The organism is Myxococcales bacterium, from assembly GCA_012517325.1.
GTDB lineage: Bacteria > Lernaellota > Lernaellaia > Lernaellales > Lernaellaceae > JAAYVF01.
This window is the reverse complement of record JAAYVF010000026.1, coordinates 1-20,578: the sequence shown is the minus strand read 5'-3', so window position 1 is coordinate 20,578 and position 20,578 is coordinate 1. Positions and strand designations below refer to the sequence as shown.

The 20,578-nt window shown below is 58.5% G+C and carries 18 protein-coding genes; 5 read left to right on the top strand and 13 right to left on the bottom strand.

What is annotated here, in order from left to right:
* Window positions 1-275 precede the first annotated feature (275 nt).
* Together GX444_05465 and GX444_05460 are read left to right on the top strand one after the other, a co-directional pair.
* The gene (locus GX444_05465) at window positions 276-1,958 is read left to right on the top strand and encodes a response regulator (protein ID NLH48038.1); all 1,683 of its coding nucleotides are present in this window, start codon (window positions 276-278) and stop codon (window positions 1,956-1,958) included.
* A gap of 40 nt (window positions 1,959-1,998) precedes the next feature.
* Entirely contained in the window at window positions 1,999-2,403 is a 405-nt protein-coding gene (locus GX444_05460; protein ID NLH48037.1) for a response regulator, read from the top strand.
* A 51-nt stretch (window positions 2,404-2,454) separates the two neighbouring features.
* Here GX444_05460 and GX444_05455 read toward each other — a convergent pair whose 3' ends face one another.
* On the bottom strand, window positions 2,455-6,381 hold the full coding sequence (locus GX444_05455) for a PAS domain S-box protein (protein NLH48036.1): 3,927 nt from the start codon (window positions 6,379-6,381) through the stop codon (window positions 2,455-2,457).
* 31 nt (window positions 6,382-6,412) lie between these two features.
* Entirely contained in the window at window positions 6,413-8,212 is a 1,800-nt protein-coding gene (locus tag GX444_05450; GenBank protein ID NLH48035.1) for a hypothetical protein, read from the bottom strand.
* Window positions 8,213-8,420: 208 nt separating this feature from the next.
* Between GX444_05450 and GX444_05445 the strand changes: the two genes are divergently transcribed.
* Window positions 8,421-9,425: an MBL fold metallo-hydrolase gene (locus GX444_05445; GenBank protein NLH48034.1), complete on the top strand. Its 1,005-nt coding sequence runs from the start codon at window positions 8,421-8,423 to the stop codon at window positions 9,423-9,425.
* Here GX444_05445 and GX444_05440 read toward each other — a convergent pair.
* Genes GX444_05440 through GX444_05430 form a run of 3 tightly spaced genes read right to left on the bottom strand, consistent with a single transcriptional unit; the run spans window position 9,413 to window position 14,016 of the window.
* Window positions 9,413-10,555 (bottom strand): ArsA family ATPase, encoded by a 1,143-nt coding sequence (locus GX444_05440; GenBank protein NLH48033.1) that lies wholly within the window; start codon window positions 10,553-10,555, stop codon window positions 9,413-9,415. The genes GX444_05445 and GX444_05440 overlap by 13 nt on opposite strands.
* Window positions 10,555-11,529, bottom strand: coding sequence for an ArsA family ATPase (locus GX444_05435; GenBank protein NLH48032.1), 975 nt, complete (start codon window positions 11,527-11,529; stop codon window positions 10,555-10,557). The genes GX444_05440 and GX444_05435 overlap by 1 nt, the downstream gene beginning before the upstream one ends.
* Before the next feature lie 3 nt (window positions 11,530-11,532).
* Window positions 11,533-14,016: a hypothetical protein gene (locus GX444_05430; GenBank protein NLH48031.1), complete on the bottom strand. Its 2,484-nt coding sequence runs from the start codon at window positions 14,014-14,016 to the stop codon at window positions 11,533-11,535.
* A 181-nt stretch (window positions 14,017-14,197) separates the two neighbouring features.
* Here GX444_05430 and GX444_05425 point away from each other — a divergent pair, with 181 nt between their 5' ends.
* Window positions 14,198-14,482, top strand: a complete 285-nt coding sequence (locus GX444_05425; protein ID NLH48030.1) for a hypothetical protein — start codon at window positions 14,198-14,200, stop codon at window positions 14,480-14,482.
* Window positions 14,483-14,559: 77 nt separating this feature from the next.
* Here the strand turns inward: GX444_05425 and cydB are convergent, their stop codons facing one another.
* From cydB to GX444_05385, 8 genes are all read right to left on the bottom strand, one after another.
* A complete protein-coding gene (gene cydB / locus GX444_05420) occupies window positions 14,560-15,576 on the bottom strand; it encodes a cytochrome d ubiquinol oxidase subunit II (protein NLH48029.1) in 1,017 nt (338 codons plus the stop codon).
* A complete protein-coding gene (locus tag GX444_05415; protein ID NLH48028.1) occupies window positions 15,573-16,913 on the bottom strand; it encodes a cytochrome ubiquinol oxidase subunit I in 1,341 nt (446 codons plus the stop codon). Before GX444_05415 ends, cydB begins: the two co-directional genes overlap by 4 nt.
* Window positions 16,914-17,032: 119 nt before the next feature.
* Complete coding sequence (locus GX444_05410) at window positions 17,033-17,542, bottom strand: ferritin (protein NLH48027.1); 510 nt, start codon at window positions 17,540-17,542, stop codon at window positions 17,033-17,035.
* 6 nt (window positions 17,543-17,548) lie between these two features.
* Window positions 17,549-17,920: a desulfoferrodoxin gene (locus GX444_05405; protein ID NLH48026.1), complete on the bottom strand. Its 372-nt coding sequence runs from the start codon at window positions 17,918-17,920 to the stop codon at window positions 17,549-17,551.
* A gap of 55 nt (window positions 17,921-17,975) precedes the next feature.
* Complete coding sequence (locus GX444_05400) at window positions 17,976-18,134, bottom strand: rubredoxin (GenBank protein ID NLH48025.1); 159 nt, start codon at window positions 18,132-18,134, stop codon at window positions 17,976-17,978.
* Between the two features lie 44 nt (window positions 18,135-18,178).
* Window positions 18,179-18,667 (bottom strand): ferritin family protein, encoded by a 489-nt coding sequence (locus tag GX444_05395; GenBank protein ID NLH48024.1) that lies wholly within the window; start codon window positions 18,665-18,667, stop codon window positions 18,179-18,181.
* Window positions 18,668-18,683: 16 nt separating this feature from the next.
* Window positions 18,684-19,259 (bottom strand): rubrerythrin family protein, encoded by a 576-nt coding sequence (locus GX444_05390; GenBank protein NLH48023.1) that lies wholly within the window; start codon window positions 19,257-19,259, stop codon window positions 18,684-18,686.
* Between the two features lie 43 nt (window positions 19,260-19,302).
* Window positions 19,303-19,737, bottom strand: a complete 435-nt coding sequence (locus GX444_05385; protein NLH48022.1) for a transcriptional repressor — start codon at window positions 19,735-19,737, stop codon at window positions 19,303-19,305.
* A 242-nt stretch (window positions 19,738-19,979) separates the two neighbouring features.
* On the opposite strand from GX444_05385, the gene GX444_05380 reads away from it, so the two are divergent.
* A partial coding sequence (locus tag GX444_05380) for a hypothetical protein (protein NLH48021.1) occupies window positions 19,980-20,578 on the top strand: 599 nt, incomplete at its 3' end.

The following is a 20,578-nucleotide window of genomic DNA, read 5'->3' as shown; positions in this document are numbered from 1 at the left end:
TCTGAGTATTTTTAATTTTCTATGTCTTGCATGTTGCTGGATAATTAATTATATTAATGTCGATTTTGAACGATCGTAAGAAAAAAGGTGATTTAACAATTGCATGAAACGTGGTGTTAATCTATAAATGGATTCATGGGGCGATAGATAACGGTAAAAAATCGAATTCGAAAATGTCCGGAAAGTGTTGAGCTAACTTTTACACTTCCCGTTTTGGGATTTGTGAAAGTAGTATGTATTCATGCGAAAACCGAAAGAGCTAGGGTGAAGGGTCGATGAATCCATCAAAAATCCTTCTACTGTCCCAACAAGGGCGTTTGGAAGAAAAGATACGGCAAATTTTAACGGAATATCATTACGATGTTCAGGTTTGCTCGGACGCCAAACTAGCCATTGAAACCACGTTTAATTTTCAGCCGAACTTAATTCTATGCAGCGCCGAAATGCCGGTGATTTCCGGTATGGAATTGGCGCGCCTGTTCAAAAGCCACGGCAGTCTGAACAACATTCCCTTCCTTTTGCTTTCCCGAAAGATGCCGCCGGTGAGCGACCTGGAGCGCGCCGGCTTTCGCATCGCGGCCGATGAATTCATCCAGTTGCCGATCGACCAGGGCGACTTGCTGCGCGCTATCGGCGAATGGTTGAGCGGTCAAAAAACCTGCCGCAGCCTGGCCGAGCGGTTGGAAGGCCCCTTGACCGACGCTCCGCAGTCGCGCACCTCGAAACCGTGGTATCGTGGGAAGATCACCTCGGCGTCGATCACCCGGCTATTCATGCATCTGATCCGGCACGGCGAATCCGGCGTCTTGCGATTGAAGGGCGAACGCCGAATTTTAAACGTATTGTTGCAGTCCGGCGCGGTGGTCGAGGTCAAGTCGAATTACCTGCGTGAAAACACGCTGGGCCGCTACCTGGAGCAAATCAACAAGCTGACCCAAAAGGAAAACGACGACTCCCTGAGATATGCCAAGGCCCGGAACATCCAGCAGGGGCAAGCATTGGTCCAAATGGGGATCCTCGACGCCAAGGATCTCGACTACTATTTGACGCAGCAACAGGCGCAAAAAATTCTCGACGTCTTCACGCCGCTCTGGAAAGGCAGCGCTTTTCATTTCTCCGGCGAACGCTTGAATCCAAAACGCTACAAAATGGAACCGGTGCCGCTAGCCGAAATCCTCAAGCAGGGATTGATGTTCGAAGCCGATCCGGCCGACTTGTTGGAGTCCTTCCAGCACAACAAGAAAATGGATTGTATTCTCCACAAATCCGACCAATACGAGACGATCGTCAACGAGTTGCGGCTGGATACCGATTTGCAGAATTACGTGCCGACCCTGCTGGGAAAAAGCATCCAACAACTGAAAGAGACTTCCTCGGATAAATTCGAGAATTATCTACGCCTGGCTTTCCTCCTGGTGATTTCCAAGGCGTTGAATTTCGGCGAAACGGCCAAACGGGAAGAACTGTTCGATCGGTTCGAGGGCGAACCGACGACCGACGTCGCGATCGACGTCTCCGACGCGATGCGCGATCGTTTCCCCTCCTGGGACATGGAAGCCTATCGGACCAACCTGACCGAGGGCCGGACTTTCTACAATCGCAACGATTTCCGTGGCGCGTTGCATTTCCTGGACAAGGCGTTGGCGATCAATCCGGAAAGCAGCGAAGCCCTGGCGATGAAAGCCTGGTGCCTGTACGAATTGTCGGGCAAGCAAAACGTGACGGCGAATTTCGAAGCCAAGGAGATGCTCAAGCAAGCGATCACCTTGGACGACACCAACGACGAAGCCTATTTGCTGCTCGGCCGCATTTTCAAGGCCGAGGGCAAAGACGGGCTGGCCGGCACGTATTTTAAGCGATCCAACGATATCAATCCTGCCAATGAAGAAGCGCGACGTGAGGTGAAGCTGATTCAGATCAAGCGGCGGCGTCATCGCGACCTGGGATATCGCGAATAGGCCTCGTTGGCGAAGACGGCAGACGGAAGGTGGTAGCTAGATGACAAACAACAACTTGACCGTGTTGATCATCGACGATGACGAAGTCGCGGCGGAAATTATCCAAAAATTCGTTCACCACAAAATGCCGACGGCCAACATCGAATGGTGTTGGAATGGTTACGAGGCGCTGGTCCGCGTCGAACAGTTGAACCCGGATCTGATTTTTCTCGATTACATGATGCCGAAACTGGACGGTATGTCCTTCCTGCGCGGCCTGAAACAACTGGAATCGGCCAGCATGCGGCATGTCGCGATCATTTCCGCTTTCGTGGACGATCGGAAAAAGCAGGATTTCATGGATCTGGGGGCGAATTTCGTCCTCGCCAAACCGATCAGCGTCGATCAAATCCACCAGGTGCTCGACAAGGTGGTTCGGTCCCTCAAACCGCAGAAGAAAATCTGACCGCTCCGGGGCTCGTTCCGCGCCCACGGACGGCGACGACGCCGGCCGCCTTCAATCGGTCGCTTTTTCGAAGGGCAGCACCACGGTGAAGGTCGTCCCCTCGCCGACGGTGCTGGTCACCTGGATGGTCCCCTGCAGCAAGTGCACGAGTTCACGGGTGATGGTCAGGCCCAGACCGGCCCCCTGGAATTCGCGCGTCGAGGAAGCATCGGTCTGATAAAACGCCTCGAAAATGTTGGCGATCTTGGCCGCATCGATGCCGATGCCGGTATCCTCGACGACAAATTGCAGCCGTTGGCGATCGGGGTGATCCTCCAAGATGGCGACCCGAAAATCGACATAGCCGTCCCGGGTGAATTTGATCGCGTTGCTGATTAAATTGTTGAGGATTTGCCCGAGAAACACCACGTCGCCGATCAGTTCCGGGCCGATTCCCGGCGCCAGATGAAAACGGAATTGCAGGCGACGGACATCGGCCTGCGATTGGAAGGTCTGCCGCATGTCCTGAATCCATTGGTGGAAATCGAATCGCCGCAGCGTCGGCGCGAGTTTGCCGGATTCGATTTTCGCCAGATTCAGGATCGTGGTCAGCATGTCGAGCATCGTCTCGCCGCTGCGCTTGATGATTTTCAGGTATCCCAGCCGCTCGTTCACCGAAATTTTATTTTGCATCAACATGACCGAGGTCAAGCCAATGATGTGATTGAGCGGCGTGCGAATCTCATGGCTCATGTTGGCCAGGAAATTGCTCTTCATCAATTCGGCTTCCTGAGCCTTGCGCAGGGCGACCCGCAGATTTTTTTCCTTGGTCTTGAACTCGGTGATGTCGCGGCCGATGAAGGCGAAGCGGGAAATGCCACCGCTCGGGTCGCGGACCGGACTGAGCAGAATACGGAACCAGTAATCGCCGAATTGTTGCTCCTCGATGCGGGTCTGGCCGGTGGCGCGCACTTGCTCGATCACCCGATAGCCGTAATCCCGCCATTCGGACGGCACCAGTTGCAGCGCATCGGTTCCCTTGATCGCTTCGAGGTCGAGCCGCAGCACCTCGGCGGCGGTTTTGTTCATCGTGATCACTCGGCCGTCCCGATCGGTCAGCACCGCCAACGCCTCGTTGGCGTCCAACATCACCCGCGAGGTGTCCTCGCTTTGCCGCAAATCCAGGTCGGCGCGTTTGCGTTCCAGCGCGTTGACGAAAATCACGCCGACCGTGCGCAGCAGCGCGATCGACTCGTCGTCCCAGACATGCGGGCGACGCGTATCCTCGAACGCGAGCAGGCCGTACAAATCGCCGCAATAGCTCATCGGCACCGCGGCGAACGACCGTACGCCGAACTGCCGGAGATGTTCGCCGAATTCTATCGCCTCGGGCGGCAATTCCGCGACATCCGCGACATTGACGTGTCCGGATTGCTTCAGGATCGGCCACATCCAACCTTGCCGGTGGATCGGCCGGCCATGATACAAATGCTTGCGCGGCTCGATGCCGTCCATGACCCATTCGTGAGTGCAAGTGCCGTGCGTTTCCCGATCGGAGCAAAGGAAAACGTAGCCGTGCTGCACATCGAGAACGGCGGCGATCTCTTTCAGGGCACGTTCGATCCCGGCGTCCACCTGGTCCGGCAGCAGACTGATGAAGGTGGTGGCCATCTCGGTGATGAGCTGCAGCAATTTCATGCGATAGGCCAACGCGTAATCGGCCTTTTTACGATCGGAAATATCGCGAGCCACGCCCAAAAAGCCCAGCGGCGCGCCGTTGGCGTCGCGCGTCAGCGTGATCACCGCGTCGGCCCAATTCGTCGTGCCGTTTTGATGGAAATATTCGAACTCGCCGCTGCCGGTGATTTCCTGGGTCGGATCGGCCAGCATTTCCGGAATCAATTTTTCGCGAATCAGGGACACCGCTTTTTGTTTGGACTCCGCCGTCAGGGTCTTGCCGATCGGCGCTTGCCGCAAATCGTCGAGCGTATAGCCGCCGACGCGGATCAGGGAGGGCGAAACCCATATGGGTTGAAAATTCAGATCCATCAACCAGACCATATCCCGCATATTCTCCGAGATGATCCGGTATTGCTGGGTGCTTTCGTACAGCGCGCTTTCCGCTTTTTTACGCTGGTCGATGTCGCGCGTGGACCCTTGGATTTCCACCGGCAAACCCTGCGCGTCGCAAAGCACCGTAAAGGAAACCTCGGCCCAGAAGCGCGAGCCGTCGCCCCGGATCATTTCGGCTTCGACCCGTCCCGAATGGGTTCCCGGCGATTCGGCCGCCATGGCTTTCTGAATCGCGGCCATAAAAGCCGCGACGGATTCCGGGGTCATGATTTCGTCGAAGGAATGATTCAACGCCGCGGATGGCGGATACCCGAAAAGATGGGCGACGGCCGGGCTGACGTAAGTGAACTGCAAATCCAGGTTCATCTTCCAAATGACGTCCGAGGAGTATTCGGCCAGCAGCCGGTAGCGTTGCTCGCTTTTCGACAACGCATCCGCCGCAATTTTCCGATCGGTGATGTCGCGAACGATGGTCAAAATAGCGTTGATTCCCTGGTAGCCGAATGGAATGGACCCGACTTCCACATCGAACGGCTGGCCGGATTTGTCGATGAACTTGGCCTCCGTAAAGGGGAGGCTCTTCCCCTTCTTCAGCACATCCTCGGCACTCACTTTGCCGGCCGCCTGATAATCGGCATGCACGAAGGGGCGCGGATCCAGGAAGCCGAAATCCTCCGCGTTGATGCCCAGTTTATCGATCGCCGCCTGATTGGCGAAATAGAGCCGTTGCAGGTCGTGCACGAGAATGATATCCGGCGACATCTCGACCAGCCGGCGATAACGGATCTCGCTTTCCCGCAAATCACGTTGCGCGTTCAACCGCTCGGTGATATCACGCGAAACCCCGGTGATCGCCTTGGGCCGGCCTTCTTCCAGCACCAGCGTCCCGTTGATTTCGAGCCAGGCCACCGCTCCGTCCTTCCGCCGGTGCTCGGCTGGAAACACCAGACTGGAGCGGGTCGGCCAGTCGCGGATGAACTGCTCGAACGAGGCCGCGACGTGCCGCGCCGACTCGATCGGGAAAAGGGATTTCAACCGCTGGCCGACGATTTCCTCGGGCTTGAAGCCGAGGATTTTTTCCGCCGCCTGGCTGGCGAAGGTGAAGCGCTGGGTTTTTAGGTCGTAGCTCCAAATGATGTCCATCGAACTTTCGGTCAGGATCCGATAGCGTTCCTCGCTGGCTCGCAATGCCGCTTCCGATTGAACGCGGTCGGTGATGTCGTGCAGCGTGACCAGGGAGGCCTGGCGTCCGTTGAACGGGATGATGCCGGCGTCGATTTCGACCGGGATGCGATGGCCGTCGCGGTGCAGCAGCGAGGATTCGACGATTCCCAGATTGCGGGCGCCGGTCAGGTGGTCGTAGTACTTTTCCCGTAATTTCGCCACCACCTCGGGATTGATGAATTTCAAGAATGGGGCGCCGGTCAGTTCGCGCGTCGAGACGCCCAGCATCTCCGCCAGTTGCGGATTGGCATAGTGGATGGTTTCATCCTGTAAAATACAGATGCCGTCGCTCGCCAGCTCGACCAGATTCTGGTACATCTCGGCGATTTCCGAAAACGGCTTGTCGGGATAGCGCGGCAGCGATTTTTCGGAAAAACGCCAGATCAGCCCTTTCGAGTTGTTCAGATAGGCCGACAGTTTTTCGATGACCAGGTCGGTGCGTTTTTGTTCCGGACCCGCCCAGATTTCCGTCGCGTGCCATTTGCCCCGTTTTTTCAACTCGACCGAAATCTGTTCGAAAAGCGAAGGATACGCCTCCATACCCGACAGTTGGGGCAAGGGCTGACCGACCAAATCGCCGTTTTCCGTCCCGAAAAGCCGGTGTGCCGGTTCATTGAAAAAAAGAATAGTCCATTGATCGTCCGTCACTAAAACGGCGTCGCGATAGTGTTCGAACAGCTTCAGCTCGGACGATTCGCCCACGCTTGGTCACTTTCTGTATGTTTTTGTAAGCCTAATCTTGCACGTTGATGATTAAACCTTGATCGGCGTTCCCAGGCTTGATCCATATTTCACCCTCATTTTCCAAAAATGTCCAGCCGGACGCCGCCGCTTTCAAGGCCGCCAGATCGGCAACCCGAGTCAACTCGCCATGCGGTAAAACCGTGATTTCAACCGGTTCGGTCGCGTTGATCAGCCGAAAGGCATAATCCCGCGCCGTCGCGGAAAGACGGATTTCAAGCTGTCCCTCGTCCACTTGATAAGCGATGTCCGCGCCGGTGCCGTTTTCCTCGTAAACCTTGAAACCGCCCTGCGCGCCCGGATAAATCGTCGCGGTGATCGGCTCGGGCTCGCCGGCCGTCGGGTCGATGACCCCGGCGTCCCGCAAATACTGCGGAATGATCGCCCCCTGCCGAATGAAAATCGGATACCGCGCCAGTGGGAAAGTCAGCGTCTGGACGGACGGGCCGACGTACTCCTCGCGCGTGAAATAATCGATCCAGATCCCTGCGGGGAAGGTCACTTCCTTTTCGCCGCCCGCCGCGGTGATCGGCGCCACCAGGATTTCGTCCCCCAGCATGTGACTCCATTCGAATTTCGCCAACGGCCGGTACACCGACAGCCCCGCGGCGAAATACTCGGCGCCCTGGCTGTAGAGATACGGAATCAAGGCGTAATGCAGCTTGGCGAAGTCGCGGTAGATCCCCAGCACTTCCTCGCCGTACATCCAGGGGCGGTGTTCGCCGCCGCCGCCGTTTTCCATGATCGGGCACATCGCCCCCAATTGCGCCCAACGGACGAAGAGTTCCGGATCGCGCATTTCGTCGCTGCGGTAACCGCCGATGTCGCCGCCGAAGTTCACGTAACCGCGCTCCCCGGAAAAATACAGATTGATTAACGCGGCGTTCATTCCGAGCCAGGTCGGATCCTGGTCGCCGACCCAGCCGGCCAGATTGGCGTCGCGCGGCGCGAAACTGGGCCCCCAGAACGGCACCATGTAGGAATCCACCGGCCGCGCCGTGATGACGCGATCCTTGCCCAGGTACTGCCGCGTGTAATAGAAGAAATCTCGGTAGTACAGATTCTGGTATTCCTTGGGAGAAATGGCGCCGGTGAAGGTGTCGACGCTGAGCCACAGGTAAACCTGATATTCCGATCCATCGCACTTCCAGCCGTCGATGCCCAAATCCAGGACGTTGTTCATCATGCCGTGCCACCAATCCATGGCATCCGGATTGTTGTAGTCGATCAGGCTGCCCTCGCCCTTCCACCATTCGTAAGTCGCGCCGTTCTGAACGTAGTAACCGTTGTCCAGTCCTTCCTGGTAATTCGGCGAATCGACGTTGACGTTCGGGGTGATCCACAACATCACGCGGACACCCAGATCGTGGAAGGTATCGACCATTTCCTGCGGATCGGGGAAAGCGGTCGGTTCGAAATCGAAAGTGTTGTAGCCGGTCTCCCATGGGCTGTCGACGATGATCGCCCCGACGGGGATGTCGTTCGCCAGGTAGTCCTGCACGTAATTAAGCGCGGATTCCTGGGTGCTTTCGTCTTCCCACACCCAAGGCCGCAATACCCATTCCGGCCATTCCGGAGCCGGGTGATTCGCGGGCGGCACCACCACCGAGTCGTTGTCGTCATCATCGTCGTCGTCATCATCATCGGCGGTTTCGTTGTCGTCATCGTCATCCGCCTGTGCCTGCCCCGGACTTGATCCGGAGTCATCGTCGTCGACGCAAGCCGCCATCAGCCAGAGAAAACCGAACAGAATCAGAAAAAAAGGCAGGGAACCAGCAATCAGCCTTCTCATTGTTTTCTTCTCCCCTCGATTTTGAATGCTGAATCAACAAGGCGATCAGTATGCCGTGCGGATAATATCGGATCAACCGTAATTCATACTTGCCAAGCGGACCGGCCGGAGCAACAATAATCGAGTCGCAGGAGAGAGAAGTCCGCGTAGCGGGGAAACGCGGACTTCACACTGTCAGGCGGTTAGCTGCGCCGCCCGGGTCAGATAAATGGCGGCTCGTAAATTTAAAAAAATCGACAACCGGATCTTCTGCTTCAGCTTGGAGACGCCCTTTCCTCTAGGTTTGGTCAACGTCTATTTCATCGCCGACAGCCGGCCGACGCTCATCGACACCGGTCCCAACGAAGAAAGCGTGGCCGATGCCCTGCAACAATCGCTGATGACCGTGGGTTATCATTTCGCCGATATCAAACGAATTCTGATCAGCCACCCGCACATCGATCACTTCGGGCTGGCCGCGCGGATCAAAATCGAGTCCGGCGCCGAGGTGGCGGCGATGGCCGGGGCGCAGCCGTTTTTGCGCAACATCACCAAGGAGTGGGACGCGAACGATCAGTATTTCAAGCATTTTCTAAGCTACTGCGGCGTTCCCGGACAAAAAATCAGCACTCTGCTGGCGGCCGGCCGCGATTACGTCAATTACGGCTGCCAGGTGGAGTTGGATCGCCCGCTGAACGACGGCGACCGCATCGAGTTCGACGATTTCACGTTGCGGGTCCTGCATACTCCCGGCCACACCATGCACGACGCCTGCTTCGAATCGCCGGAACATCGCTTGTTGTTCGTCGGCGATACGTTGCGGCCGCGCATCGCGCCCAGCATCCTCCTGGCCCGTCCTTCCTCGCCCGAAACCAGCCGGCCGCGCATCGCCTACATGCACATGAAAAGCCTGAAACGGCTGATGAACACCACCGCCACGCTGGCCCTGCCCGGCCACGGCGAGCCGTTCGAAAACCCGCGCGAGGCGGCCGAGAAAACGCTGCGCTACCACCACCGCCGGTGCGACGACCTGTTCGCCCTGCTCAACGGCCGCGCCCGCACCCCCTACGAACTGGCGCTCGATCTCTCGCCGGAGTTGCCGGATTTCGAATTGTTCCTGTGGATTTCCGAAGTCATCGGCTACCTGGAACTGCTGGAAGAACAAGGCAAAGTCACGCAGGAATACCGCGACGGACAAATCTACTTTTTCAACATTTCCCATCAAACCAAATAAGCGCCCAATTCGGCCAAGGACCGCAAATCGTGAACATCGGCCGTCAAGGCCGGCACGCGGTAATGGATCTGTCGCGGCTCGGTTTCAGCGAGGAAACGGCGCATGGCTTGATCGTCGGCGGCGGCCTGCTCGGCGAGCCCGGCGGCATTTTCCAGCAAGACGTCGATGGCCGGTGCGTAATGTGGAAAACGCGCCATGACCTTCCGGGCCGCTTGCCGGGCCTGTGCGGCCCAGGTTTGCGGATCGTCCACCGGCAACGTGTGAACGCGGTTGAAAACGACGATTTCGGGCGCCATTTTTTCATGCGTCAACCGGCGCCAGAAAAAGCGCGCCTCATCGATGGCCGGGCTGACCGGACTGGTCACCAGGACAAAAGCGGTTTGCGGCGAAGCGAGCAGCCGCTTGACATGCACCGCCCGTTCCTTGAAGCCGTCGTACATGCCGTCGAACGCCAGGAAAAACTCCGCCAGATCGGCCATGGCCTCGTAACCGGTAAATCGTTCCAGCATTTTAAAGATCATGCCGGCGCTACGCTGAGCGAACGCGAAGCCGACCTTCCCGGCCAGCAGGTACGGTTTGATGAACCACTGGATCACTTTGCCGTCGAGGAAATCGGCCATCCGGTTGGGCGCCTCGAGGAAATCCAGCGCGTGCTTGGTCGGCGGCGTATCGACGACCAGCAAGTCGTAGTCGCGCTCGGCCTGCAACTCGTGCAGCTTCTCCATCGCCATGTATTCCTGGCTGCCGGCCAGCGCGTCCGAAAGGTTCTGGTAATAGTGATTGTCGAGAATGCGCTCGGCGGCCTCGTCGGTCGGCGCGATCCGGCGAATCAGGTCGTCGAAACTGCGCTTGACGTCGAGCATCATGCCCCAAAGCTCCGCCTTCGGTTCCAGGCCGGCGCGTTGAAACACCGCCGGCGAGATCCGGGTTTCGGTGTTGTCCAGCCGTTCGAGACCCAGGCTGTTGGCCAGCCGCCGGGCCGGATCGATGGTCAAGACCAGCGTCTTGCGACCCGCCATCGCGCCTTGCAGGGCGATCGCGGCGGCCAGGGTAGTCTTGCCGACGCCGCCGGAACCGACGCACAGCACGATGCGTTTCGTCGCCAGCCGTTGCGACAACCCGCCGTCCATCAGGACTCACCCCCGATCTGATCCGCCAGCGCCTGCGCCACCCGGGCGATCGATTCGCGATCCAGGCCCGAGCCCGGAATCAGCGGCACCACGAAAACGTCGCTGTCGATCTTTTCGCGCACTTCCCGTAAATAGTGCGCCGAGAGCTTGGCCAGCGCCTGATGCGTTTCCCAAGCGACCTGCAAGGGCTCCGTGCCGCCGGGAACCGCTCGCGTCAATGCCGCCCAGGCCTTGGCATCGGCGCGCAATTCTTTCAGCAATCGGCCCGTTTCCCCGCCGTCCCGCGCGGCGGTAAACGCGTTGACGACCGTCCCGCCGTAAGGAATCTGGAGAATGGTTTTGGCGGCCTGGTGAATTTCCACCACCTCGTTCACCGGCATTTCCTCCGGCAAGGTGACGCCGATCAGCAGCGTCCGGTCGGGGTCCAGCAACAATTTTTGCACTTCCAGCGTGTGCCGGCGGATCGGGCCGAAACGGATGGTGTTGAGGATGATCGCCGGCACGCGCAAAAAGCTGATGCCGTGGCCGGTCGCCGGCGCGTCGACCACCAGCAGGTCGAACCGGGGCCGCTTGTGGTAGCCGGTCGTCTGCTGGGCCAATTGCCAGATTTTGCCGATGGTGATCAGCTCGCGCCACCCGGGCGCGGCCTGCGTCAGGTATTGAATGACCCGGTTTTCCAGAAACCAGTCGACGACGAACCGCATCTTCAGGCTTTCGGCCAGGTATTCGTGCAGCGCCAGGTACGGTTCGATCGAAAAGGCGAACAGCCCGTTTTCCAATTCGACGAATTGATAAGGAGGAACGGTCTTGCCGAAGATCGGGCCGAGGTTGTCCATTTGGCCCAGTTGCACCAACAGGACTTTCCGCCCGCGTTCGCGCGCCGCTACCGCCAGCGCCGCGGCGATCGTCGATTTGCCCACCCCGCCCTTGCCGGTGACGAGTAACAACCGCCGCTGGAAGAGTTGCCTGGCCACGGCCTACCGCGATGCTCCGGCGAGCACTTCGATCACCGTTTCGCCGTCTTCCGGCACCTCGAACGGCGCCACCCGAACCACGGTGCGGCCGTATTTGTTGACCTCCGCCGTTGCCGCCGCCGCCGCGCCGTTGATTTTCACCCCGGCGAAATCAGCGTCCAGCGGCACCGTCAGGGTGAGCGTGAAATCGGTCGCCGCGTCGGTTGTCAGCACGATCCGGCGACCGTCATTTTCGGTACGGGTGACCGTCAGGTCGAAGCGGCCCTCGTTGTACGCCAGTTGGCGGAACGCCATCGTATCCCATTTGGGCGGCAGTTGCGGCGCGAGCGCGGCGGTGCCGTCGTAATAGTCGTAATCGTAACCGGTCAGGTGGTACAGGAACGCCTGCCCCAGAATGCCCGCTTCCCAACTGCGGAAACGCGCCGAGGTGTCGCAGACGATGCCGAACGGTTCGCGGAAGATGGACAGATGGCCGTATTCGGGAACCACCACCGCCTCGTCGGTGAAGCCGGCCGCGGTCGGCACGTCCTTCCAGAGTTCAAAGGCTTGATCGGCGGTGGGGTGAAACATTTTGTCGAGATTGTTGAGCCAGTAGCCGTGGCTCATCCCGGTCTGGATGCCGGCTTTCACCTGTGGGAACAAGAGATTGTAAATCGGGCTGATGCGCGAATACAAAGCGCCGTCGCGGTGCCCCAGCTCGTCCATGACCGTTTCGAAGTTGCTCACCACCCGCGGGTTGGTCAACGGCAGGGCGTTCAACCAGATCGGCATGGTGCTGATGTCCTCGTACGGCCGCGGATACGGTTCGCGCGTCGCGGTATCGGCCTTGACGGCGTAAAAACCCAGGTCGGGCATCCAGAAGGTGTTCTCGGCGCAAACCCGGACGCGTTCCACCAGGTCGGCGAAGTCGGCGGCGTCCTCGTCCTTCCCCAGCAGGGTGGCCAGCCGTTCCATGAAACCGGCGGCGCGCATCAACAGCAATGACGAATAGAACGAAAGCGTCGAATCGTCGGGTTCGTTGAAAATATTCTCGCCGAAGGTGGCTTCCATCACGTCTTCGAACGTCTCGTCGCTGGAGAACGGCTGCAGACAGTTGTCGATCAATTCCTGATGCATCACCGCGTGCCACAGATAATCGTAACGCTCCTCCAGGGTGTCGAGATCGCCGGTGGCCTTCAGGTAGTTTTCGTGTTCGAGGACCAGGGCGCTGGGACTCTCGGCGCGAATCCGGCCGCCGAGCGTGCCCAGGTTACGCCAATCCGGTTCCGCCGGCAGGTCGGAGGTGTCCAGATCGAGGGTCACCGCGTTGGCTAGATTGCCGGTGATCACCGCCGCGCCCCAGAGGTAATCGAGCATCGCCTTGAAGTCGTCGTTCAGGCCGATCAGCGGATAGAGCAACGAGGGCCCGTGCGTGTCGCGCAGCCAGGTATTGGAATACTGGCTCATCTGGGACAAGGCGCCGTTCGCCGCCTGGTTGACCTTGATGGAGAGCGCCAGCGTCAACATCAGTTCGTTGAACTTCGGGTCGGGCGTTTCGATCGTGGCGATTTGGCCCGCCCACTCGTTCCACCAGGCCAGGGTCGATTCGAGCAACGCGTCGACGCCGGCGGTTTGGATCGCTTGGAAAACCTCGCCGGAATTCTGATTGGTCTGCGTAAAAACGTACGGGACCACGATGGCCCGTTCCTCGCCGGGCTGCAGTTCGCCGACGTCGATCCACAGATCGTTGAACGCGTCACCGGGTTCGGCCGCGGCATCCAACGGCCGGATGCTCAGCCAACGACCGGAGTAATCGTTTTCCAGAAAAGCCGACTCGCGGAATTTGCCGAGGTTCGAATCAATTTCCAGGTAAATTTCCGAAATCGCCTGTCGACTCAGATTGCGCACGATCCAGACGCTGATCAACGCCTGTTCGGCTGCCGTGTCGGCCCCATAAATCGGCGCGAAATTGACGCTGGTCCATTCGAGCGCCTGGTTGGCGGCGGTGGCGATGACGATCGGCGCGGTGCGCACGCGGCTGATCGTCTGCGTGGCCGGCGATAGATAATGCCCCCGGACGATCAGCCAGGGCTCTTTGTCGGTAAACCATTTCAAATCTTTTTGATAGGTCGGGCCGCCCAGATTGTGCCAGGAAGCCAGCGGATACTGATTTCCCAAGATGCCGAAAACCTTGCCGTTTCCGACGCCCATGGCGCCGAGATCGCGCACCGGCGGCGGATCGGCCATGTCGATTTCCTGCCCCCATAAGCTGCGGTCCTGCAAGTAGGGCCGCTCGCGCAGCCATTTCGGCAACGCGGGCAGGTGCGGCTCCTGATCATCGTCATCGTCGATCCAGGTATCGTCGTCTCCGGTTTCGGAAGGCGTATTTTCGGCATTGGGTTGCGGAACATACGTCGCGTCCTGGTAGGAGTTGTAGTCCGTAAAATTGCAACCAGCCAAACAAATCAGAACCAAGGCCGCCAAGCTGAAAAAGCCAAGAGTTCGCATACCAGCCTCCCTGGAAAGTACCGAGCATTAAAAGACTAATCGGAAGGGTCGGTCAATGTGGGGGAGGAAAGAAAATGCTGAAAACTTTTCGGAGCTCGCGTGTTTTCTTGACAAACCTCGGCGCTCTTGCCAATATTCCACTGGGAGTATTCAAAAACGAATAACCAAAAGGAGAACATCGATGAAAAAGACGTTTCTGCTTTTTGCTTTCCTGTTAGCTTTTGCTTTCGGCCTGCAGATGTTCATGGCCTGCGACGATGACGACGACGATAACGACGACAACGACACCAGCGAAGACGACGACAACGACGACACTGCCGATGACGACGCCGCCGACGACGACGCCTCGGCTCCGGACATCCCCCACGAAGACTACGGCCAGGCTTGCACCGATTGCCATTCCGATGCGCATGACGGTCAGTACACCGCCGACGATTGCCTGGGCTGCCATAGCTTCGCCGAATAGCGAATCGACTGTTCCAGTAAAAAAAAGCCGCTCGCCTTTCGGCGGGCGGCTTTTTTATTCGCTTTCTTCCTGCCGATCTAGTAGTGGCTGTCCTCCAAGGTCACCTTACCGGCGAAGGTTTTATAAACCCAGTAGTTGTAGGCCAGCACGATGGGCATGCCGATCAGCGCGACGACCAGCATGACCGTCAGGGTCAACTGCGAGGATGAGGAATTGAATGCCGTCAGATGCAGGGCCGGATCGGTCGCCCAAACCAGGGTCGGAAACATCATCGCGCCGACGGTCAGCATCAGCGAGACGATCGTCACGCTCGAAGCGATGAACGCTTTACCGTATTGGGCGGAATTGAGATAAATCCGGATCATGATGATCCCGCCCAGGATGAACGCCGGCAGGATGAACAGCAGCGGGAATTGCATGAAATTTTTATACATGTGACCCGCGAAAACCGCCGTCAGCGGCCCGACCGCCAGGAACAGGATCAGGTAGGCCCACCACCACGGACTCAATTCGGCCTTGATCGCCGCGGCCGGTTCGCCGTCCTGTTTCAACAATTGGTAAAGCCCGCCATGCACGATGAACATGACCAGCCCCAGCACGCCGCCGAACAGCGAATACGGATTGAGCAGCCCGAGGAACGTGCCCTGGTAATCACCATTGGCGTTGAGTTCCAGGCCGCGGATCACGTTCCCCATGGCGACCCCGAACAGCAGCGCCGGCAGCAGGCTGCCCAGACTGAACGCGACGTCCCAGAACCGCCGCCATTTCTCGTCGTGGAGTTGGCCGCGGAATTCGATCGAGGTCGCGCGCATGATTAAACCGAAAAGCACGAGTACCAGGGCCAGGTACATACCTGAAAACACCGAGGCATAAACCGGCGGAAAAGCCGCGAACAACGCGCCGCCGCCGGTGATCAACCAGACCTCGTTGCCATCCCACACCGGGCCGATCGCCGAGAGCATCAACGTGCGGTGCTCGGTTTTGCGCGCCCGCCAGTACCACCAGCCGGTGCCCAGATCGAAGCCGTCCAGCAACGCGTATCCCGTCAGCAGCACGCCGACGAGCAGATACCAAACGGTTTGCAGTGTATTCATGCCGTCACCCCCTTCCCGGCCGGCGCCTCATCGGTTTCCGGTCCCTGTAAAAGTCGGTGGCGCACCAGGAACACCCAGACCCCGAACAGCAGCAGGTAAATCAACCCGAGGAAAAGCAGTGAAAACAGAATTTCACCGGCGCTGACGACCTTGGATACGGCGTCGTTGGTCTTGAGCAGACCGTAAACGATCCACGGCTGGCGACCGATTTCCGCCGTCATCCAACCCAGGGTGCTGGCGAGGATCGGCGCCGGCGCGGCCAAGAACGCCAGCCATTGGTAGAGCGGCGTCTCCGGCAGTTTCTTGCGGTAAAGAAGCACCACCCCCCAAACCGTGACGATCATCAGCAATACCCACAAGGCCACCATGAGGTGGAAGGGGAAAAACGTCAGCAGGATCGGCGGCCATTCCTCGCGCGGCCATTCGTTCAGTCCCTTGATGACCGTATTGAAATCGCCCGTCACCCCGAAACTCAGCATTCCCGGGAGGGCGATCGCCAACTGCGTTTTGCCGGCCGCCACGTCCGGAATGCCGAAGGCCAGCAACGGCGCGTTGGCGGACGATTCGAAATGGCCCTCGAAAGCGGCCAGTTTCAGCGGTTGCGTCTTGTACACCTGCACCGCGTGGTGATGGCCGAAAATGAACTGCAAACCCGACGCGAGCAAGCCGACGATCAACGCGAAGCGCATCGATTCGACGGCGAATTCGATGTGCTTTTTCTTCAGCAGGAACCAAGCCGAAAGCGACAGGACGAAGAAGGAACCGGCGATCAGCGCGCCGTCGACGGTGTGCAGGTAACGAATAATCGTCGAGGGGTTGAACACCGCCTCGGCGAAGCTGGTCATTTCCGCCCGCGTGCCGACGACCTTGAAGCCGGCCGGCGTCTGCTGCCAGGAATTGGCGACGATGATCCAGAACGCCGACAGCGTCGAGCCGAAGGCGACCATGCCGGCCGAGAGCAGATGCACTTTCGGCGACAATTTCTTCCAGCCGAACAGCAGCATGCCCAGGAAGGTGGACTCGAGGAAAAAGGCGATCACGCCCTCGGCGGCCAGCGGCGCGCCGAAAATGTCGCCGACGAAGCGCGAATAATCGGCCCAGTTGGTGCCGAATTGAAATTCCATGACGATGCCGGTGGCCACGCCGACCGCGAAAACCAGCGCGAAGATGTGCGTCCAGAAACGGGCCATCCGGCGGTACAACGGCTGCCCGGTGCGCACCCACCGCGCCATCATCCAGAACAGGATCCAGGCCATGCCGATGGTGATCTGGGGGAAAATATAGTGAAAGCCGACCGTCACCCCGAATTGTATCCGTGCCAGCAGGGTCGCGTCCAAGTGGAGCCTCCTTTGCCTTCTCTTGCCGGAAGCGTTTTCCGGCGATTTCCCGGAGGAAAAAAATTAAAAAAAGCTCCTCCGTCAGCGGGAAGAGCTTTGATTCAACAGGGAGGGCAACATCAGCCGCCGAATTTGCGTTCCGCCAAGCGGGCGTTGATCATGAACAGCGCCTGGACGCTTTTCTCACCGGCCATCTTGAGCATCTGCACGATTTCGTCCGTGCTCTTCTCTTCCTCGACCTGCTCTTTGATGAACCAATTGAGAAACTCGACGGTCGCCAGGTCGCCTTCCTTGCGGGCCAGTTCGGCGAGCTTGTAGATGCGCTCGGTGACGATGCATTCGTGTTTGTAGGCCGCTTCGAAAATCGCCAGCGGGGATTTCCACTCCACGGGCGGCTTGTCGATGGCGCCCAACTCGGCGCGGCCGCCGCGCTCGGTGATGTAGCTATAGAACTTCCGGGCGTGGACGTTGACTTCCTCGTTGTACTGCGCGACCAGCCAGTGGGCGAAGCCCGGCAGGTTGATCGACTCGCAATAGGCCGCCATGCCCCAATAGAGGTAGCCGGAGGCGATCTCGAACTGCATCTGGTCGTTCAAGGCCTTGTTGATTTTTTCACTAATGGTCGCCATGGTCGTTTATCCTTTCCATAATCCGTGGAGGTTGCACAGTTCGCGGGCCACCGGGTTTTTCGGTTTGACCGGGAAGATCGCTTCGGGAGCCTCGCCCGGTTTGAGGTATTTGCGGTAGACGAAATCGCCGTCGATCAGCTCGATCACCATGATGTAGTGGTTGTCCAGCATCGGATGCGGCACCGAACCGACCACGACCTTGGTGCCCTCCGGCACTTCCGAGATCACCGGAACGTGCTTTTCCGTCGTCTTGTCGGCTGTTTTCTCCGGCAGCGCGGCCATCGGCTTGCCGCAGCAAGCCAGTTCGCACCCTTCGGCGCCCTGCAAAACCTCGATAAACGCGCCCGTTTCGCACTGATAGACTTGAAGTTTTTTCATTGCTTGGCTCCTTTGGGAAAGTAAGTTCGGTTTTGCCTTTGGCAAGAGCCAGGCATTAAGATGCCGGTTCGAATTGGTCCTTAGTCGCGCCACAAACCGGGCAAACCCAATCCTCGGGCAGATCTTCGAACTTGGTGCCGGGTTCCACGCCGTTGTCGACGTCGCCCTTGGCCGGATCATAGATATAACCGCAAACCATGCATTCGTATTTCATCTTATGTACTCCTTTGCGAAATGCGTCGTTTTAATTCGACAAAATCATTCGCCCCAGATCCAATGCCCTTGATTGGACAAGGCGTAAAACTGATCTTCCAGCACTTTCCGGTGCAACTCTTCCTCGGCCGCCAATTTGGCAAACATGTTCTTGACGACCGGGCTGACGGCCTGTTTTTCGAGATTCAGATAAGCCTCGCGGGCTTTCTTCTCGGCCGTAATCGCCAGGGCGATCGCCTCGGTATCGGACTTGATTTGCAGGTCGCTCAAGGCGACCGGCGCGGCCGCGGGTTTTTCGGGCAGGAACGCCGTTCCCGCATAACCGTCGAACGGCGCGCCGCCCAACTGATCCCGCAAGCGCTGGAGGTTAAGGTAATGACTGTTCTCGAAATCCGCCAGTTGGCGAAACATCGATTTTCCGCGCGGGTCGGCCGAGGCGTCGGCCGCCCGGCGATAAAACGCCTCGGCTTCCTTTTCCGACGCCATGGCCAACTCGATCGCGCTCGCCAGATTCAGGTCGGCGACTGCGGTCATGTGACACCCCGTCCGGCTACCAGTTTTCGCCGAGCAGTTCGTAATAGGCTTGCGGATGGGCGCAGGCCGGGCACTTCATCGGGGCTTCGTAACCCTCGTAGATGTAGCCGCAGTTGATGCAGCGCCACTTCACTTTTTCCCCGCGCTTGAACACCAGGCCTTTTTCGACGTTGTTCAGAAACGCGAGGTAGCGCCGTTCGTGCTGCGCCTCGGCGTTGCTGACCGCTTGGAAAAGCGTGGCGATGTCCTTGAAGCCTTCCTCGGCGGCGATCTTCGCGTAACCCGGATACATCTCGGTCCATTCGAAGTGTTCGCCAGCCGCCGCGTGCTTCAGTTGCACCGCGGTATCGCCGACGACGCCGGCGGGAAAAGCCGCTTCAATCGCCAGGTCGCCGCCTTCCAGGAACGAGAAGAACCGCTTCGCGTGCTCTTTTTCCTGGTTGGCCGTTTCCTCGAAAACCAGCGAGATTTGGATCAGGCCTTCTTTTTTCGCCTGGCTGGCCGCGAAGGTGTACCGATTGCGGGCCTGGGATTCACCGGCGAACGAGGTCAACAAATTCTTTTCAGTGCGACTTCCTTTTACGCTTGGCATGGAGATCTCCTTTGTTCGTTTTGGTTCCAAGATGGATCGGCGCTCAGGACCGCCCGCTTTTTCTTTCTTTCGGCGCCGCCGTCCGGCGGCAATCGGCGCAAACGCCGAACAGTTCCAACCGGTATTCGGTCAGTTGAAAACCCAACTCGTCGGCCAGGCGGATCGTCGGCGTCGATACGGCCTCGATCGGCACGTCGAACAGCCGATGGCATTGCCGGCATTGCGCGTGATGATGCGGATGCATCCGCCCGTCGTAGCGCCGTTGCGGCCCGCTGTTCTCCAGCTTTCGCACCAGGCCCTGTTCGAACAGCACGTCCAGATTGCGGTAAACCGTGCCCAGGCTGATTTTGGGCAATTGCTGGCGGACCAACTGAAACAATTCATCGGCCGTCGGATGCGTTTCCAGCTCCCGCAGAAGGTGCAAAATAATCTCGCGTTGACGCGTCATCCGGAGCCGTGCAGGGTTTTCCAAGCTCATGTTCCACCAAATCGTTTATCGATAATAGTTCCTGTTACTTATAAGCCCTGATAGGAATAACCAAAACCCGCCGCGCTGTCAAGAAAAAATTAATGCATTTCCTTCAAGTTACAACGGCGTCCGGCGGCTGTCAAAGCAAGTCGGTAAAAAATCCGCTCGCGCGGGTGGACGCAGGCGCGGCCGGTTGGCGGGAAACCTCATTTTCCTGTATGGTAAGCAACGCATCGTCAAGGAGGTTATCCGTGCGAATCGGGAAAACCCTTTTTCTGGCTGTTCTGGCGATTCTGGTGCTCGGCGCGTGCGGCCGGTTGACTCCCCTGGCGCCGACTTTCACGCCGGGCGAAAAAAATTCCTACCGGCTGACCATCGACACCTTCGACGAAATGCGCTCGCGCGGGCAATACCAGACCAAGTACGAATCGCACCAGATCTTCGATTACGAGCAAAAGGTGCTCGAACCGCTGGGCGGCAATCCGCGGCTGCAGGTGACCTTCAAACGCGTCAGCCTGCAAACCGACCTCGCCGGCGGCAAGATCGTCCGGTTCGATTCCGGCGAGGACACCGGCGAATCGTCGGCTTATTTCCGGCCGCTGCGGGCCATGCTCGATCGACCGCTGGTGCTGACTTTCGATCCAGCGGGAAATCTGAAAAACGTGGAAGGTTTCGAGGCGATCAACGCGGCGGTGCAGGCGGACCTTCCCGCCGGCGAAGTCAGTCCGGAAATTCTCGGCACGTTCCAGGCGCATTACGGCGCGGCGTTTCTGGCCAACCTCTACGAACCGTTTTTCGGCGGCCTGCCGCCGGCGGGGGAGCGAAACGCGTTGACCTGGCAACGGCAGCG

Coding starts and splice junctions, on each gene's coding strand:
- GX444_05465 (NLH48038.1), top strand. CDS start 276: ATGAATCCATCAAAAATCCTTCTACTGTCCCAACAAGGGCGTTTGGAA.
- GX444_05460 (NLH48037.1), top strand. CDS start 1,999: ATGACAAACAACAACTTGACCGTGTTGATCATCGACGATGACGAAGTC.
- GX444_05450 (NLH48035.1), bottom strand. CDS start 8,212: ATGAGAAGGCTGATTGCTGGTTCCCTGCCTTTTTTTCTGATTCTGTTC.
- GX444_05445 (NLH48034.1), top strand. CDS start 8,421: ATGGCGGCTCGTAAATTTAAAAAAATCGACAACCGGATCTTCTGCTTC.
- GX444_05440 (NLH48033.1), bottom strand. CDS start 10,555: ATGGACGGCGGGTTGTCGCAACGGCTGGCGACGAAACGCATCGTGCTG.
- GX444_05430 (NLH48031.1), bottom strand. CDS start 14,016: ATGCGAACTCTTGGCTTTTTCAGCTTGGCGGCCTTGGTTCTGATTTGT.
- GX444_05425 (NLH48030.1), top strand. CDS start 14,198: ATGAAAAAGACGTTTCTGCTTTTTGCTTTCCTGTTAGCTTTTGCTTTC.
- cydB (NLH48029.1), bottom strand. CDS start 15,576: ATGAATACACTGCAAACCGTTTGGTATCTGCTCGTCGGCGTGCTGCTG.
- GX444_05410 (NLH48027.1), bottom strand. CDS start 17,542: ATGGCGACCATTAGTGAAAAAATCAACAAGGCCTTGAACGACCAGATG.
- GX444_05405 (NLH48026.1), bottom strand. CDS start 17,920: ATGAAAAAACTTCAAGTCTATCAGTGCGAAACGGGCGCGTTTATCGAG.
- GX444_05400 (NLH48025.1), bottom strand. CDS start 18,134: ATGAAATACGAATGCATGGTTTGCGGTTATATCTATGATCCGGCCAAG.
- GX444_05395 (NLH48024.1), bottom strand. CDS start 18,667: ATGACCGCAGTCGCCGACCTGAATCTGGCGAGCGCGATCGAGTTGGCC.
- GX444_05390 (NLH48023.1), bottom strand. CDS start 19,259: ATGCCAAGCGTAAAAGGAAGTCGCACTGAAAAGAATTTGTTGACCTCG.
- GX444_05385 (NLH48022.1), bottom strand. CDS start 19,737: ATGAGCTTGGAAAACCCTGCACGGCTCCGGATGACGCGTCAACGCGAG.